12 protein-coding genes are annotated in these 14850 nt (G+C 74.4%); 4 read left to right on the forward strand and 8 right to left on the reverse strand.

Annotated elements, in window-relative coordinates; genetic code table 11:
• Positions 1-69 precede the first annotated feature (69 nt).
• From ACFRQN_RS11805 to ACFRQN_RS11825, 5 genes are all read right to left on the reverse strand, one after another.
• A complete protein-coding gene (locus tag ACFRQN_RS11805; protein WP_380739995.1) occupies positions 70-3456 on the reverse strand; it encodes an SdrD B-like domain-containing protein in 3387 nt (1128 codons plus the stop codon).
• A gap of 222 nt (positions 3457-3678) precedes the next feature.
• Entirely contained in the window at positions 3679-4830 is a 1152-nt protein-coding gene (locus ACFRQN_RS11810) for a LacI family DNA-binding transcriptional regulator (protein WP_380739997.1), read from the reverse strand.
• A gap of 29 nt (positions 4831-4859) precedes the next feature.
• Complete coding sequence (locus tag ACFRQN_RS11815; RefSeq protein WP_369808350.1) at positions 4860-5204, reverse strand: DUF4229 domain-containing protein; 345 nt, start codon at positions 5202-5204, stop codon at positions 4860-4862.
• A 114-nt stretch (positions 5205-5318) separates the two neighbouring features.
• Positions 5319-5849 (reverse strand): GNAT family N-acetyltransferase, encoded by a 531-nt coding sequence (locus ACFRQN_RS11820; RefSeq protein WP_117489154.1) that lies wholly within the window; start codon positions 5847-5849, stop codon positions 5319-5321.
• A 79-nt stretch (positions 5850-5928) separates the two neighbouring features.
• Positions 5929-7245 (reverse strand): MFS transporter, encoded by a 1317-nt coding sequence (locus tag ACFRQN_RS11825; protein WP_380740000.1) that lies wholly within the window; start codon positions 7243-7245, stop codon positions 5929-5931.
• 120 nt (positions 7246-7365) lie between these two features.
• Here ACFRQN_RS11825 and ACFRQN_RS11830 point away from each other — a divergent pair, with 120 nt between their 5' ends.
• Positions 7366-8394 (forward strand): GlxA family transcriptional regulator, encoded by a 1029-nt coding sequence (locus ACFRQN_RS11830; protein ID WP_380740002.1) that lies wholly within the window; start codon positions 7366-7368, stop codon positions 8392-8394.
• 404 nt (positions 8395-8798) lie between these two features.
• On the opposite strand, the gene ACFRQN_RS11835 is transcribed toward ACFRQN_RS11830, so the two are convergent.
• Positions 8799-9272, reverse strand: a complete 474-nt coding sequence (locus ACFRQN_RS11835) for an anti-sigma regulatory factor (protein ID WP_049658191.1) — start codon at positions 9270-9272, stop codon at positions 8799-8801.
• Between the two features lie 699 nt (positions 9273-9971).
• Between ACFRQN_RS11835 and ACFRQN_RS11840 the strand changes: the two genes are divergently transcribed.
• A complete protein-coding gene (locus tag ACFRQN_RS11840) occupies positions 9972-10562 on the forward strand; it encodes an RNA polymerase sigma factor (protein ID WP_063780343.1) in 591 nt (196 codons plus the stop codon).
• Entirely contained in the window at positions 10559-11785 is a 1227-nt protein-coding gene (locus ACFRQN_RS11845; RefSeq protein ID WP_375876386.1) for a zf-HC2 domain-containing protein, read from the forward strand. The genes ACFRQN_RS11840 and ACFRQN_RS11845 overlap by 4 nt, the downstream gene beginning before the upstream one ends.
• Before the next feature lie 50 nt (positions 11786-11835).
• Here ACFRQN_RS11845 and purU read toward each other — a convergent pair whose 3' ends face one another.
• Both purU and ACFRQN_RS11855 read right to left on the reverse strand, forming a co-directional pair.
• Positions 11836-12699, reverse strand: coding sequence for a formyltetrahydrofolate deformylase (gene purU, locus ACFRQN_RS11850; protein ID WP_181970649.1), 864 nt, complete (start codon positions 12697-12699; stop codon positions 11836-11838).
• 141 nt (positions 12700-12840) lie between these two features.
• Positions 12841-13356 (reverse strand): hypothetical protein, encoded by a 516-nt coding sequence (locus ACFRQN_RS11855; RefSeq protein WP_074005503.1) that lies wholly within the window; start codon positions 13354-13356, stop codon positions 12841-12843.
• Positions 13357-13530: 174 nt separating this feature from the next.
• Here ACFRQN_RS11855 and ACFRQN_RS11860 point away from each other — a divergent pair, with 174 nt between their 5' ends.
• Positions 13531-14832 (forward strand): ABC transporter substrate-binding protein, encoded by a 1302-nt coding sequence (locus tag ACFRQN_RS11860; RefSeq protein ID WP_049649970.1) that lies wholly within the window; start codon positions 13531-13533, stop codon positions 14830-14832.
• Positions 14833-14850 lie beyond the last annotated feature (18 nt).

Below are 14850 nucleotides of genomic sequence, written 5' to 3' on the forward strand. Positions count from 1 at the left end.
GTGGTCTGGCCGGCGGGCGCGGTCTTTGTCCTTCCTGTCGTTCACCTACGGGTGATCAGCCACGCGCGGTCAGCTGTGGCGGCCCCGACGGCGCCGGGCGACCACCGTGAACAGCACGCCGAGGCCCAGGGCAGCGGCACCGAGAGCGGCCGGCAGCAGACCGGGCCCGCCGGTGTGCGGCAGCTCGCCGCCACCCCGGTCCGGGGACGGCCGCTGCGGATCCTGCGACGGCCCGCCGGGCTCACCCGTGCTCGGGGGCTCGCTCGACGACGGGCCGTTCGAGGGGCCGTCCGACGGACCGCCGGTGGGGCCGTCCGACGGCGAGGTCGAGTCCGTCGGTGCCGGCGAACCGGTGGGCGCACTCGTGGGCGTACCCGTGGGCGAACCGGTCGGCGTCGGCGAACCCGTGGGGGACGGCGAGTTCGTCGGAGTCGGCGACGAGGTCGGAGACGGGGAACCGGTCGGCGTCGGCGAACCCGTCGGAGTCGCAGTCGGAGTAGGCGTCGGCGTCGGCTCGTCCGCCGGCACCAGCCCCAGGTCCAGGCTCAGGTCCCGGGCCCCGCCCGACAGCCGCACGGTCTGGGTGGTCCCGGTGGCCGGGTCGGCGTCCGAGTCCCGCGCCGGGTCCTTCCCCGCGTGCCGCGTGGTGGCCCTGGCGCCCGCCGGAGCGGTCGTCAGGTCGAAGCGCACCGCGTACTCCCCGTCCGGCAACTTGTCGAACAGGTAGTTCCCGTCCGCGTCCGTCACCGTGGTGACCGGCTTGCCCAGCTTGTCCCGGACTGGCTGTCCGGTCCCGTCCAGCAGCTCGACCCGGACGCCGGGGACCCCGTTCTCGCCGGGGTCCTGGACGCCGTTGCCGTCGCGGTCGGCCCAGACGTGGTCGCCGAGCGCGTTGTCCGGCGGCGCGGGCGCCTGGACGCCGACGCCGACCTTGGCGGGCTCGGCCGGCAGCAGCGGGTTGCCGGTGGAGTCGGTGGCGGTGTAGGCGAAGCTGTTCCACGCGAAGTCGGCGTTGCCGGCGTCCACCGAGGCGACCATCGGCCAGGTCAGGGTGAACAGTCCGCCGGACGGCAGGGTGCCCGGCCGGCTGACCTTGAACCAGGTGGTGTTGCCCGGCCCGGGGAAGTCGGTGCTCCACTTGGCGTTCGCGTCGCACGGCCCGGGCACGGTGATCGGCCCGGTCGGGCAGGGGTTCGGCGAGGTGGTGTACTCGATCGCCACGGTCGGGTCGCTGGAGGTCAGCGGCCGGGTGAGCGAGGGCGTCCAGGCGGAGCCGCGCGGGACGTCCGGGCGCAGCAGGTAGGAGTCGCCGGGGGTGGGCAGCTTGTCGTACGCGACGAAGTCGGTGACCGGGTCCGGCGAGTCGTTGCGGACGGTCAGCCGGTAGGAGAGGCCGCCGCCGGGCGTGGTGGTGCCGGTGGTGGCGTAGTCCTGGTCGAGGTCGCCCTTGACCTCCTTGAAGGAGCGCAGCACGGCCGGGACCTGCACCTCGACCCGGGAGGAGGCGTGGCACATGGTCTCGGTGGTGTTGCCGTCGCCGTCGAGGTCGTGGGTGTCCGGGACGCCGCTGTCGGTGCCGAAGTAGGAGCAGGCGACGGGTTCCCCGGCGCCCTCGGTGGTGACGTACGCGTCGTTGGTGAGGGTCCCGGGCCTGGCGCTGCCGGCCACCTGGACGTCGATCAGGGTGCGGTAGGCCCGGTGGTCGTCGAGGTAGGTCATGTCGGGCGCGCCGGCCGGCCAGGTCAGCTTGAGCAACTGGCGGCCGTCCGGTCCGGGCAGCACCTGGACGGAGCTCGGGGCGACGGACTCCGGGTAGCCGGGGTCGCGCCGGGCGCTGCCGTCCTGGTAGACGAGGCCGGGCGGCAGCAGGTCGTACATCACCAGCGGGGTGCCCAGGGTGCGGCCGGTGCGGTTGTACGGGGTGAGCTGGAAGGTCGCGATGCCGCCGGGGGCGAGGACCTCGCCGGAGACGGTGGTCTTGGCGGCGCCCAGGTTGGTGGCGGCGGAGACGGTGGTGTCGGCGCAGGCGTTCGCCGAGGCGGTGGCGCCGGCCGCGTCGGTGCCGGTCACGTCCACGCAGTTGTGCAGCGGGCCGGGGGCGGTGCGGCCGTCGTGGCCGGGGGTGACCACCTGGGAGAGCACCTGGACGGCGTTGCCGGGGCTCCAGCCGGTGGGGACGGGGCCGTTCCACTCGAAGCGCAGCCCGTCGAGCCGGCGGCCGGCCGGGAGGCCGAGCACGTCGTTCGCCGGGTTCCCGGCGCCTTCGGCGAAGGTGATCCGGCGGCTGCCCGAACCGTCGAACGGCTTGCCGGGGGTGAAGGTCCGCCAGGTCGGGTCGCCGTCGAGCCGGTACTGGAGGGTGAGGCCGATGGTGGCGGGGTTCCAGGCCTCCAGCTGGATGGACTGGGGGATCAGCCAGTTGTAGAGGCCGGTGGTGGTGCCGCCGCCCGGGTCGGTCATCACCAGGCGGGTGACGGGGCCGGCGGTGTTGACGGCGTGGAGGCTGAAGGAGGCGATGTCGCCGGAGACCACCTGGTCCTGCCAGACCTTGGAGGCGGTGACCTGGATGCCGGTGGTCGGCGGCTGGAAGACCGGGGACACGGCGGTGGCGTCGGACAGGTCGCGCATGCCCTCGGGGCCGAGCGGGTCGCCCTGCAGGACCACCGAGTTGGTGGAGGTGGTGCCGCTGGGGAACGCCGGGTCGGGGTAGTTGACGACCAGGACGCCGGGGTTGCGGCAGCCGGCCTGGCCGTTGCCGGCCCGGAAGGCGCCGATGTCGAACACCCAGCGGTCGGGGTTGCCCGGGTCCTGGGTCCAGCCGGGCGAGCGGCCGGTGTCGACGACGGCGCCGGGCGGCAGGGTGTCGACCAGCCGGCTCGCGTCCAGGTCGACGTTGGGGACGCCGCTGGTGGAGCAGGCGCTGAACTGGTAGGTGACCGAGCGGCCGTCCTGGCTGCTGGTCTGGACGCCCTTGGTGACCTTGTAGTCGGGCTGGACGACGGCGCCGGTGGTGGCGGAGCCGGACTGCTCGGGCTCGCCGTCGGCGGTCAGGGTGGCCGAGTTGACGGCCTTGGTGCCGTTGGGGGTGGTGAAGTTGGGGAACCTGAGGACGACCTTGACGGTCGCGGTGGTCCCCGGGGTGAGGGTGAGGAGCCTGATGTCGAGGGTGCCGCCGACGGTGCCGGCCGCCGGGACGGTCGAGCCCGCGACGTCGACGGTGCTCGCGTCCGGGGTCCAGCCGACGAACTCCATCCCGGCCGGGAGGGTGTCGGTGATCCGGCCGTTGGCGCAGTCGGTGACGGAACAGGTGTAGCGCAGGGTGTAGGTGACGTTCTCGCCGGGCGCCGCCGTCGGCTTGTCCACCGTCTTGGTGAAGCCGACGGCCGCCTGGGCGGTCGGGACGGTGAGGGTGCCGGTGAGCAGCGTGCCCGCGAAGAGGCCCAGGGCGGTGGCCATCCGGCCCGCCTTGGACGAGGGTGAGGGTATTGATCGGAGCGTCCGCATCCTGGAATCTCACCCTCTGTTAATCCGAATGGAGGTACGGCGCGAGAGTAAATGAGGATTATTCACCCGATTGGAGCAATTCTGAACGCATCCGAGGGGCATCTGTGAGCCACCTGAGGGCCATACGGGGGCAATCCGGACGGAGCGGCACCACCCAGTGGTGACGGACCGTGATCAGCCCGTCGAGGCCGAACCGGCCGGCGCCGTGGAGGAGCGCAGCACCAGCGAGGTCGCCAGCGGCGCGACCGGCGCCACCCGCTCCCCGCGCAGCAGGGCCGCCAGCGCGGCCGCGCCCGCCCGGCCCAGCTCCTCGCCCGGCAGGTCGACGGTGGTCAGCGGCGGGGCGAGCAGCGCGGCCACCGCGACGTTGTCCATGCCGACCACCGACAGGTCCTCCGGCACCCGCAGCCCCAGCTCGGCGGCGGCCTGGTAGACCCCGGAGGCGACCACGTCGTCGTCGCAGAGCACCGCGCGCGGCCGGTCCGCCCGCTCCAGCAGCCGGCCCGCGACGGCCCGCGCGGCCCGATGTCCGTCGTTCAGGCTCACGCCCAACTCCACCACGTCCAGGCCGAGTTCGCGGACGGCCTGCTCGAAGGCGGCCTGCCGGACCCGGAAGGTGTACGCGGAGTGGCTGGAGCGCAGCCGGCCGATCCTGCGGTGGCCGAGCGCGGCCAGGTGCTCGACCGCGGCGCGCATCCCGCCGGCCACGTCGAGTTCGACGGTCGGACGCGCCCGGTCGGTGCCGGGGTCGGCGTCCAGGAAGACGGCGGGGGTGTCGGCGGGCAGCTCGCCGAGCTGGCTGTCGTCCGGGGAGCAGATCAGCAGGCCGTCGAAGCGGCCCGCGGTGGCGGCCTCGGCGAGGGTGGCGCTGCCCCAGCCGGAGCTGACCACGACGGCCAGGCCGTTGCGGCCGGCCTCCTCGTGGACGCCTTCCAGCACCCGGCCGAAGAACGGGCCCTGGAGGTTCGGCACGGCCAGCAGGATCATCCCGCTGCGGCCGAGCCGCAGCTGCCGGCCGGCCGCCTGCGGGCGGTACCCGAGGCTGCGGGCGGCCTCCCGGACCCGCTCCCGGGTCGCCTCGGAGACCCGTCGGCCGGCCTCGGCGCCGGAGAAGACCAGGGAGACGGTGGCCTGGGAGACCCCGGCGAGCCGGGCCACGTCCCGGCCGGTGGGCCGGCGGACGGGGGCCGGCCAGGTGCCGAGCGCCGCCTCGACGGACGGCTGCCCGGCGGACGGCTGCTCAGCGGAAGACGGCTCGGACGGCTCGACGGACGGCGGCTCGGCGGAAGGCGGCTCGGACGGCACGGAGTCTCGGGTGGCGGGCACGGCGGCTGCGCTCGCGGGCGGGGCCGGGGTCAGCTCTGGCCGGCGGTGGCCGCGCGGGCGGCGTCGTCGGCGGCGTCCTCCTCGGCGTTCTGCGCGGCGATCCGCTCGGCGGTACGGCTGCGCATCCCGGAGACCTTGCCGCTGATCTGCTCGGACATCGCGTCGCGCTGCCTGCCCAGCAGCGCGTAGCTGAGCGGCGCGGAGGCGACCGCGGCCAGCAGGAAGAGGAAGATCATGCCGGCCTCACCGCTGACCGGGATGACCTGGAAGTGCCCGAGCAGCAGGGCCACCAGCAGGCAGCCGAGGAAGATGCTGACCCGCATGGAGGTGTAGCGGAGCGTGGCGTGCGACTTCTCCGGGCCGTTGCTGGTCACTCGACACATCCTTCTTCGTTGCGCTGGGGCCGGTCCTCCAGTCAAGCATGCCTGACAGCCGGAACGGGGCACGGGGCACCCGGTCCGGCCCGGACGGCCCGACCGGGGCCGGCGTCAGCGCAGGTCGAGCCACATGGTGATGTCGTCCCGGTCGTCCCCGGGGGCGACCCGGATCGCGGCCGGCACCCGGCCGACCTCCCGGTAGCCGCTGCGGGCGTAGAACCGCTCCAGCCCCTGGCCCCCGCGCGCGGTGAGCCGCAGCGACTCCAGGCCCCACTCCCGGGCCACCCGCTCGGCCTCGGCGAGCAGTCGGGCGCCGTGGCCGAGGCCCTGGAAGTCGGGGTGCACCATGACCCGCTTGAGCATCCGCCAGTGCTCCATGAGGTCGAAGCGCATCGACTCGAAGAACAGCACGCCGACCAGTCGGCCCGTCCCGCTCTCGTGGGCGACCAGCAGCCGGTCCGGACCGTCCGGCGCGATCCCGGCGAACTGGTGGTCGGCGGTGTCCCAGACCTCCTCCTCGGTGACCGGCCCCACGAAGCCGACCGCCCCGCCGGCGTTGGTGACGTCGACCCACAGCCGGACGATGTCCGTCCGCAGGTCCGGGTCGGGCTTCGGGTCCAGGGTGAAGGTCAGGGCGGCCATGGACCGGAGCCTAGACCTCCGGTACGACAACCCCGCCGGGAGCACCGGCCGTCACCGGAGCCCACCGGGGCACCGGCCGTCACGGCAGCGCCGGCACCGCCCGGTCGGTCCGCCCGGTGCGCAGCGCCAGGCAGAGCCCGACCGCGACCGCGCACAGCCCGCCGGCCCCGTACCAGGTGAGGTCGTAGTTGCCGAGCGCGTCGCGGGCCAGTCCGGCCAGTCCGGCGACGACGGCCGCGCCGATCTGGTGGGCGGCGAGCACCCAGCCGAAGACGATCGGGGCGTCCCCGCCGAAGTGCCGGCGGCACAGCGCGACGGTCGGCGGCACGGTGGCCACCCAGTCCAGCCCGTAGAAGATCACGAAGGCGAGGATCGGCGGCTGGAGCGTGCCGGCCATCAGCTGCGGCAGCAGGAGCAAGGACAGACCGCGCAGCCCGTAGTAGACGGTGAGCAGCAGCCGGGAGTCGACCCGGTCGGTGAACCAGCCGCTGGCCACGGTGCCGACCACGTCGAAGACGCCGATCAGGGCGAGCAGGCTCGCGGCGGTGGTGACCGGCATGCCGTGGTCGTGCGCGGCCGGGATGAAGTGGGTGCCGACCAGGCCGGCGGTGGTGGCGCCGCAGATCGCGAAGGAGCCGGCCAGCAGCCAGAACGCCCGGGTGCGGGCGGCGTCCCGGAGCACCTTCAGCGAGCGGGTCAGGGCGCGGCCCTCGGTCACCGGCGCGGCCGGGGCCTCGGTCGCGCCGTACGGGAGCAGGCCGACGTCGGCGGGCCGCTCGCGCATCAGCAGCAGGACCGGGACGGCGACGGCGCTGGCGGCGAGCGAGACCACGACCACGGCCGAGCGCCAGCCGTGCTGCTCGACCAGCCAGGCGCCGACCGGCAGGAAGACCAGGTTCCCGGCGGCCCCGGCGGCGGTCAGCACCCCGGTGACCAGGCCCTGCCTGGCCTGGAACCAGCGGCCGGTGATGGTGGTGGCGAAGGCGCCGGCCATCGAGCCGCTGCCGAGGCCGACCAGCACGCCCCAGCAGAGCACCAGTTGCCAGGGCTCGCGCATCAGCATGGTCAGCCCGGCGCCGACCGAGATGGTCAGCAGCGCGCAGACCACCACCAGGCGCACCCCGAAACGGTCCATCAGGGCGGCGGCGAACGGGGCGGTGAGGCCGTAGAGCGTCAGGTTGACGGAGGTGGCGCTGGAGATCGTCCCGAGCGACCAGCCGAACTCGTTGTGCAGGGCGTCCATCATCAGGCTCGGCGTGGAGCGGAAGCCGGCCGAGCCGAGCAGGACGAGCAGGGAGACGGCGGCCACCACCCAGGCGTAGTGCACCCGGGGGCGCTTGGCCGGGGCGGGCGGTCCGGAGCGGGAGGCGGGGGCGAGGACACGGCGTTCGGTCACGCGAACGAGTGTTCCGGGCCGCCCGGCGCCGGACGAGTGGCCTGAATGACAGCTTTCGCAAGAATCGGGCCAAGGCCCGACGTAGGCTGGCCCGGACCCACCGACATCCGAGGGGACGGCATGGCACACCTGGTCGCGGTACTCGCCCTGGAGGGCGTGATCGCCTTCGAACTCGGCATCCCCGCCCGCATCTTCGGCGGCGCCAAGGACCCGGCCGGGCGGCCGCTGTACGAAGTGGCCACCTGCACCCTGGACGGGCGGCCGGTCGCCACCAGCGCCGACTTCCGGATCGTCGTCGACCACGGGCCCGAACTGCTGGAGCGGGCCGACACCGTGGTGATCCCGGCCTCCGCCGACTCCAGCCCGGCCGTCGCCGACGCCTGCTTCACCCCGGCACTGGCCGCCGCGCTGGCCCGGATCCGGCCCGGCACCCGGCTGATGTCGATCTGCACCGGCTCCTTCGTGCTCGCCGCCGCCGGCCTGCTGGACGGCCGCCCGGCCACCACCCACTGGCGCTACACCGAGCGCTTCGCCCAGCTGTTCCCCCGGGTGCGGCTGGATCCCGACGTGCTCTACACCGACGACGGCGACGTCCTCACCTCCGGCGGGGTGGCCGCCGGGGTGGACCTCTGCCTGCACGTGGTGCGCCGCGACCACGGCAGCGCGGTGGCCAACGCGGTGGCCCGCAGCTGCCTGGTGCCGCCGTGGCGCGAGGGCGGCCAGAAGCAGTACGTGGAGGCCCCGAGCCCGGTGGACCCCGGCGACAGCGGCACCGCCGCGGTGCGCGCCTGGGCGCTGGAGCACCTGGACCGGCCGCTGGTGCTGCGACAGCTCGCCGACCGGGCGGGGATGAGCGTACGGACCTTCACCCGGCGCTTCCGGGAGGAGACCGGGGCCAGCCCCGGCCAGTGGATCACCACCCAGCGCACCGAGCGGGCCCGCCAGTTGCTGGAGCGGACCGACCTGACGATCGACCAGGTCGCCCGGGAGTCCGGCTTCGGCACCGCCGCCTCGCTGCGGCTCCAGCTGCGCGGCCGGCTCGACGTCGCGCCGAGCGCCTACCGGCGCACCTTCCGTGCCCTCCCCGAGAGCGGCACCGGCCCCGAGAGCCCCGCCGTCGCCGAAGGTCCTACCCGACGGGCTTCCTGAGCGAAGTCTGGGAACGGGCCGCCCGGTGGCCGGATCCCGTCGCACGGGGGCGACGCATTGGATGGCGGCAGGCCGAGCGCACTGCGAGCGCGACACGGCAGGCCGCCATCCAACCGCGGCGCGCGAGCCCTGAGTCCGCGCCACACCCTCCGCACTCGCCGAGGAGCGGCCCGTGGCCGACCGTCCGCGATCCCCCCTGCTGGCACGAATCCCCTGGACAGCAGCACCGCGACGGTGGACGAACGTCCCCTCGGCGTCCCCTCGCAACGGAGCGCCGCACCCAAGAGTGATCAGTCGGATACGTCACGTCAATGGGTAGTCCGAAATTCGGAATGGTTGCGTCACCTTTCGGCCGGTGATCAGCACCGGTGATCGGCACCCGCGGACGGCCGCCGCGAAAGCCGCTATTGCGCCAAAGCCGCCCAGTCCACGTCGGCCAGCGGCTCGGTCGGCCGGGCGTCGCTGCCGATCTCGCACCAGACCCGCTTGCCCGAGCCGTCCGGGTACCAGCCCCAGCGCTCGCAGAGCAGCTCGACCAGCTCCAGGCCGCGCCCGTTGGTCGCGTCCTCGTCCGCGCCCGCGTGCCGCGGGGCCGGGGGGGCCTGGCTCGCGTCGGCGACCTCCACCCGCAGCGGGGCGGCCGGGCCGCCCTCCTGCGGGCCGTCGGCCACCGGCAGACAGAGCCGCAGCACGGCCGGACAGCCGGTGTGCACCACGGCGTTGGTCACCAGCTCCGAGACCACCAGCACCACCGTCTCGGCCATCGGCGCGTCCGGGTCCACCCCGTGGTTCAGCAGCCGCGAGCGCACCCACCGGCGGGCCCGACCGACCTCGGCGGGGTCAGCCTGCACCGCCAGCTGTACCTGAAGAACCTGCACCGCTCCACCACCCGCACTCGCAGTTCGGCTGAGTCCCGGTCGGGCCGGACCGGCCGGCGGGCCCGAGCCCGTCGCCCGGTGCCGCCCGAGCCGTGCCCGGGCGCCCGCGCGATCCGTTCGCCCGCGCCCGTTCGTCCGCGCCGTCTCGTCGGTCGGGCACCGGCCGCGACACGAATACGCCTCAGGATGGGCGGGGGGACGGAACGCAGCAAGCGCTTCGGGCATATTCCGGCGATCGGGCGACAGCGCGGTGCATACTGTCCCGCTCACGCTCGCGAGCCTCGTACCGGTGATCGTCCGACCCGGGCCGACCTGCCGGTCCCGCGGTCGGGAACCTACCGCCGCGCGCCCCGGGCGCCCCGCCCGCCACTCACGAACCACCCGTGCGGCGCGTGTCCGACGGTGCTCGTACGGCGGCGCCGACGGACGCCCCCGCCGACCCTGCCGTCACATCGACCGACCGTCGCACCATCCGACGGTCCGGTCCCGGAGGACGGCGGCCCGGTCCCGGAGGACGGCGGCCCGGTCCCGGAGGACGACGGTCCGGCCCCGGGGTCGGCGGTCCGGACCGGGGAGCACGTCCAGGAGGACGGGGATCCGTGGGGAACGGTTCCGTTCTTGCCGGAATCGCCCCCGGCGCCGCCCGGCCGCGGGATACCGTTGGGTACGCCAGCGAACCCGTCAGGAGGGTGGTTCCCGATGGCCACCCCGGAGCGGACCCCGCGCTGGGACGAGCAGTTGCAGCGCCGCCTCGCCCGCGGCGAGGAGACGGCGCTCGGCGAACTCTACGACCAGCTCGCGCCGATGGTGCACGGCCTGGCCGGGCGGATACTGGCCGACCAGGCCGCCGCCACCCAGCTCACCCGGGAGGTCTTCGCCCACGTCTGGGAGCACCCCGAGGACTTCGACCCCGCCCGGGGCTCGCTGCGCTCCTGGCTCGGCGCGCTGACCCACCACCGCGCGGTCGAACGGCTGCGGGCGCGGCGGGCCGCCGACCGCGGACCGGGCGCGGAGGCCGAGATCCGCGCCGTGGCCACCGCCGCGCGGATGCAGTACGTGGTCGACTCCCTGCCCCAACCCCTGCGTGAGACCATCGCGGTGACCTACTACGACGGTCGCACCTACCACGAGACGGCCCGGCTGCTCGGCATCAGCGAACAGGTCGCCAAGCAGCGGATGCGGCTCGGTCTGGAGCTGCTGGCCACCGAACTGGCCGAGGAGCGCGCCCGCCAGGACGGAGCCGGGGACGGAATCGGGCACGGGGACGGGCACGGGGACGGGGAGACGTGAGCAGCACTGAGGAGCAGCACGACGCCCTGCGCTCGCTGCTCGGCGCGTGGGCCCTCGGCGCCTGCCCGGCCCGCGAGGCGGCCGAGTTGGAGCAGCACCTGCGCGACTGCCGGGAGTGCGCCGAGGAGGCGGCCCGGCTGCGCGAGGCGGCCGGCTGGCTCTCCCTGGACGAGCCGCTGGACCAGCCCGGCTCGCTGCGCCAGCAGGTGCTCGACTGGTGCCTGGCCCGTCGGCCGGCCGAACTGCCCGTCCCCGCCTGGGGGATGCCGTACACGGCGGAGACCGCCAAGCTCGACGCGCTGCTGCGCGACCTCGGCCCGGAGGAGTGGCAGGAGGTGGCCGAACTGCCCTGGCACGGCGGCACCGAGTGGCTGCGCCCGGCCGAGGTGCTCGGCCACCTGACCGCGGTGGACGGCTTCCTGGCGCTGGCGCTCGGTCTGCCCGACCCGGTGCCGGCCGCCCCGGGCCTGCCCGCCGCGCGGATCGGGCGGCGGGTGCCGCCGCAGGAGCCGGCCGCCGGTCCGGCGGTGCCGCGCGTCCCGCCGCAGGGCGGTCCGTACGCCGCGATCACCGCGCGCACCGCCCGGCTGGTCGCCGACCAGCGCGGTCTGGCGCCGCAGTCGGTGCGCTCCCGCTGGCGGCGGCAGGCCCACGACCTGGTGCGCGGGGCCGCGCTCCGGCCGCAGGGCAACACCCCGGTCGACTACGGCTTCGCGGTGCTGCCGCTGCGCGACGCCTTCGTGGACCGCGCCTTCGAGTGCTTCGTGCACGGCGAGGACGTGGCCCGGGCGGTCGCCTACCCGTACGACCCGCCGGCGCCGCAGCACCTGCGGCAGATGGTGGAGCTGGTGGTCCGGCTGCTCCCCCGGGCGCTGGCCGGGCTGCGCGCGGCCCGCCCCGAGTTCGCCGGGGTGCCGGCCGCGCCGGTGGGCGGGGTCAAGGCGGCCCGGCGGGTGCGGCTGATGGTCGACGGCCCGGCGGGCGGCGAGTGGCTGGTCCCCCTCGACGGCGACGGCTTCCGCACCGACGGCTCCGACAGCACCGACGGCAGAGCCGGCAGAGACGGCACCGAGCCGGTGGCCTCGATGGTGCTGGACGGCCTGGAGCTGTGCCAGCTGGCCGCGGCGCACCGCGACCCGGACCGGCTGCCGGTCGGCACCCACGGCGACCGGGCCGCCGTCCGCGAGGTGCTGCACGCGCTCCCGCTGCTCTCCAGGCCGTAGCGGGCCGTAGCAGGCCCCAGGGGCCCCGGCCCCGGCCCCGGCCCCGCGCCTCAGGCGAAGACGACCGTCCGGGTCCCGTCCAGCAGCACCCGGTGCTCGCTGTGCCACTTCACCGCGCGGGCCAGCGCCTGGCACTCGACGTCCCGGCCGAGCGCGACCAGCTGGTCGGGGCTGACGTCGTGGGTGACCCGGGCGACCTCCTGCTCGATGATCGGGCCCTCGTCCAGGTCGGCGGTGACGTAGTGGGCGGTGGCGCCGATCAGCTTCACGCCGCGCGCGTGCGCCTGGTGGTACGGCTTGGCGCCCTTGAAGCTCGGCAGGAAGGAGTGGTGGATGTTGATCACGCGGCCGGACAGCGCGGTGCACAGCTGGTCGGAGAGTACCTGCATGTAGCGGGCCAGCACGACCAGTTCGACGTTCTCCTCGGCGACCAGGTCGAGCAGCCGCTGCTCGGCCTCGGCCTTGGTGTCCTTGGTGACCGGGATGTGGTGGAACGGGACCCCGTAGCTCTCGGTCAGGTCCTTCAGGTCGGTGTGGTTGGAGACCACCGCGGCGATCTCCACCGGCAGGGCGCCGATCCGGGTGCGGTAGAGCAGGTCGTTCAGGCAGTGCCCGAACTTGCTGACCATGAGCACGATCCGCATCCGCTGCTCGGTCGGGTGGATCTGCCAGTCCATGCCGAAGGAGGCGCCGATCGCGGCGAAGCTGGCCCGCAGCTTGTCGGCGGTGACCGGCTCGGGGGCGGAGAAGTGCACCCGCATGAAGAAGAGCCCGCTGTCGCCGTCCCCGAACTGCTGGCTGTCGATGATGTTGCAGCCGGTCATGAAGAGGTAGCTGGAGACAGCGTGGACGATGCCCTGCTTGTCGGGGCAGGACAGCGTGAGGACGTACTGGGCGCCGGCCGGCTGCTGCACTGGGGGTATCCCGTTCTAGGTCGTGACGTGCGTGGACGGTCCAGCGTGTCACATCCCGGACATGCGCCGTCCCGCTGCCCGTACTGCGGGACGGCTGCTACTGCGGGACGGCGGCTACCGCGGCACGGCGGCGCCCGGCGGTCAGACCCGGGTGAGGATGCGCAGCACGTCCAGCGACTTCGGCGGCGCGTCCGGGTCGTCCCCGTCGCCGACGGCCATCGCGACGTGCGCCTCGCGGGCGGCCCGGACGGTCTCCGGCCAGCCGGGGTGGCCGAGGTAGGCCGAGGCCGGCGCGTCCGCACCGACCTCGTGCAGCATCTGCACGGCCCGCAGCACCGCGACGTCCACCAGTGCGGCCTCGGCGGCGTCGCGGAAGATCGTCCCGACGTACTTCTCGGCCGACCAGTGGTCCAGCCAGGTGTCCTCGACCAGCCGGTAGACGGCGTCGGTCACGTCGCCGTACCCCTCCCGGCCGGTCAGCCAGGCCTCGTGCTGGAAACCGGGGTCGGACAGCATGTGCAGCGCCGAGCGCATTCGGGCTCGCCAGCGCCACCAGGGCAGGTCGTTGAGCGGCATGCCGCCCATCGTGCTGGAGCGGTGGCCCGGACGAGAAGGGTTTCGGGTGGACCGATACGAAGAATCTGTGCTGGCGGACATGGTGAACGATCGTACGTTCCCCGTCTGTTCGTGCTCCACTCGCGATCTACACGCGTACCGCCCCGGATTTCGGCGTCCGTTTGCCGTCCGTTCGCACTTCGGCCCTCTCGGCTTGCGGCGCCGGGGCTTGGCTTGCTCCGGTGCGCCGGAGGGCGCCCCAGAGAGGGAAAACCGATGACCAGCCGAAGGGACTCCTTCCAGGCCCGTCCCCCGATCGTGCGCCGCCGCCGCCGACGCCCGATCGCAGCCGCCGCCACCGCCGCGGTCCTGCTCCCCACCCTCTTCTCGGCCTCCGCGTGCGGCGGATCGGCCGATGCTTCCACCAGCGGCAGCGACCTGACCGTGATGACCTGGGCCCCGGCGGGCACCGGCTCCGCCGACCGCCCGGGCATGACGGCGCTCGCCTCCGCCATCGGCCAGGACGTCAACACCAAGGGCGGACTGAACGGCCACCGGCTGCGCGTGATCACCTGCAACGAGCACAACACCGTGGACGGTGCCCGCGCCTGCGCCCAGCAGGCGGTGGACGCCAAGGCGGTCGCCGTGATCGGCTCGTACAGCCAGTGGGGCGAGGCGTTCATGCCGGTGCTGGAGCGCGCCGGCATCCCGCTGATCGGCGGCTACGGGCTCTCCCAGCCGGAGTTCGCCAGCCCGCTGTCCTACCCGGTGGACGGCGGCATGCCGGCGCTGATCGCGGGCAACGGCCGCCAGCTGGTGGACGCCGGCTGCAAGTCCGTCGCCCTGGTCCGCCCGGACACCCCGGCCGGCGACAACCTGCTCGGCTACCTGGGCACCGCGCTGCGGCCGGCCGGGATCCGGCTGACGGACGTCAAGGCGCCCGAGCAGTCCTCCGACTACACCCCGGTGGTCCGCAAGGCGATCGGCAAGGACGAGCCGGGCACCTGCGTCACCAGCGCCCTGGCCGCCGAGCCGACCGGCAACCTGCTGGACTCCTACCGGCGGCTGAACCCGAAGAACACCCGGATCGCCTCGATCATCGGCAGCGTCCAGCAGTCGGTGGTGGACTCCACCGGCGGCGACTCCGGCCCGCTCGGCGGCGCCTACGTCACCAGCTGGTACCCGCCGGAGTCGGCGAAGATCTGGGACGGGCTGCGCGCCGTGGTGCGCACCGACACCACCAACGGGCACCCGATCGACGTCTCCGACCCGGGCGTGCAGACCACCTGGGTCGCGTACGAGGTGTTCCGGACGGCGGTGCAGAAGCTGGCGGAGGCCGGCAAGCCGGTCTCCTCGAAGGCTGTCTCCTCGCTGCTGGACGGCGGCGAGGTCATCGACGTCGGGATCACCCCGCCGCTGAACTGGGGCACCACCAACATGCTGCCCAGCAGCGGGTCGCCGCGGCTGGTGAACACCTGGGTCACCTACCAGGTGGTCAGGAACGGCCGGATGACCCTGCAGCAGCCGGGCTTCGTGGACATCCGCTGGACGCTCACCGGAGGCCGTCCGCCGGCCTGACGCGCGCCGCCCGGAGCG

This window comes from Kitasatospora sp. NPDC056800 (assembly GCF_042789775.1).
Taxonomy (GTDB): domain Bacteria; phylum Actinomycetota; class Actinomycetes; order Streptomycetales; family Streptomycetaceae; genus Kitasatospora.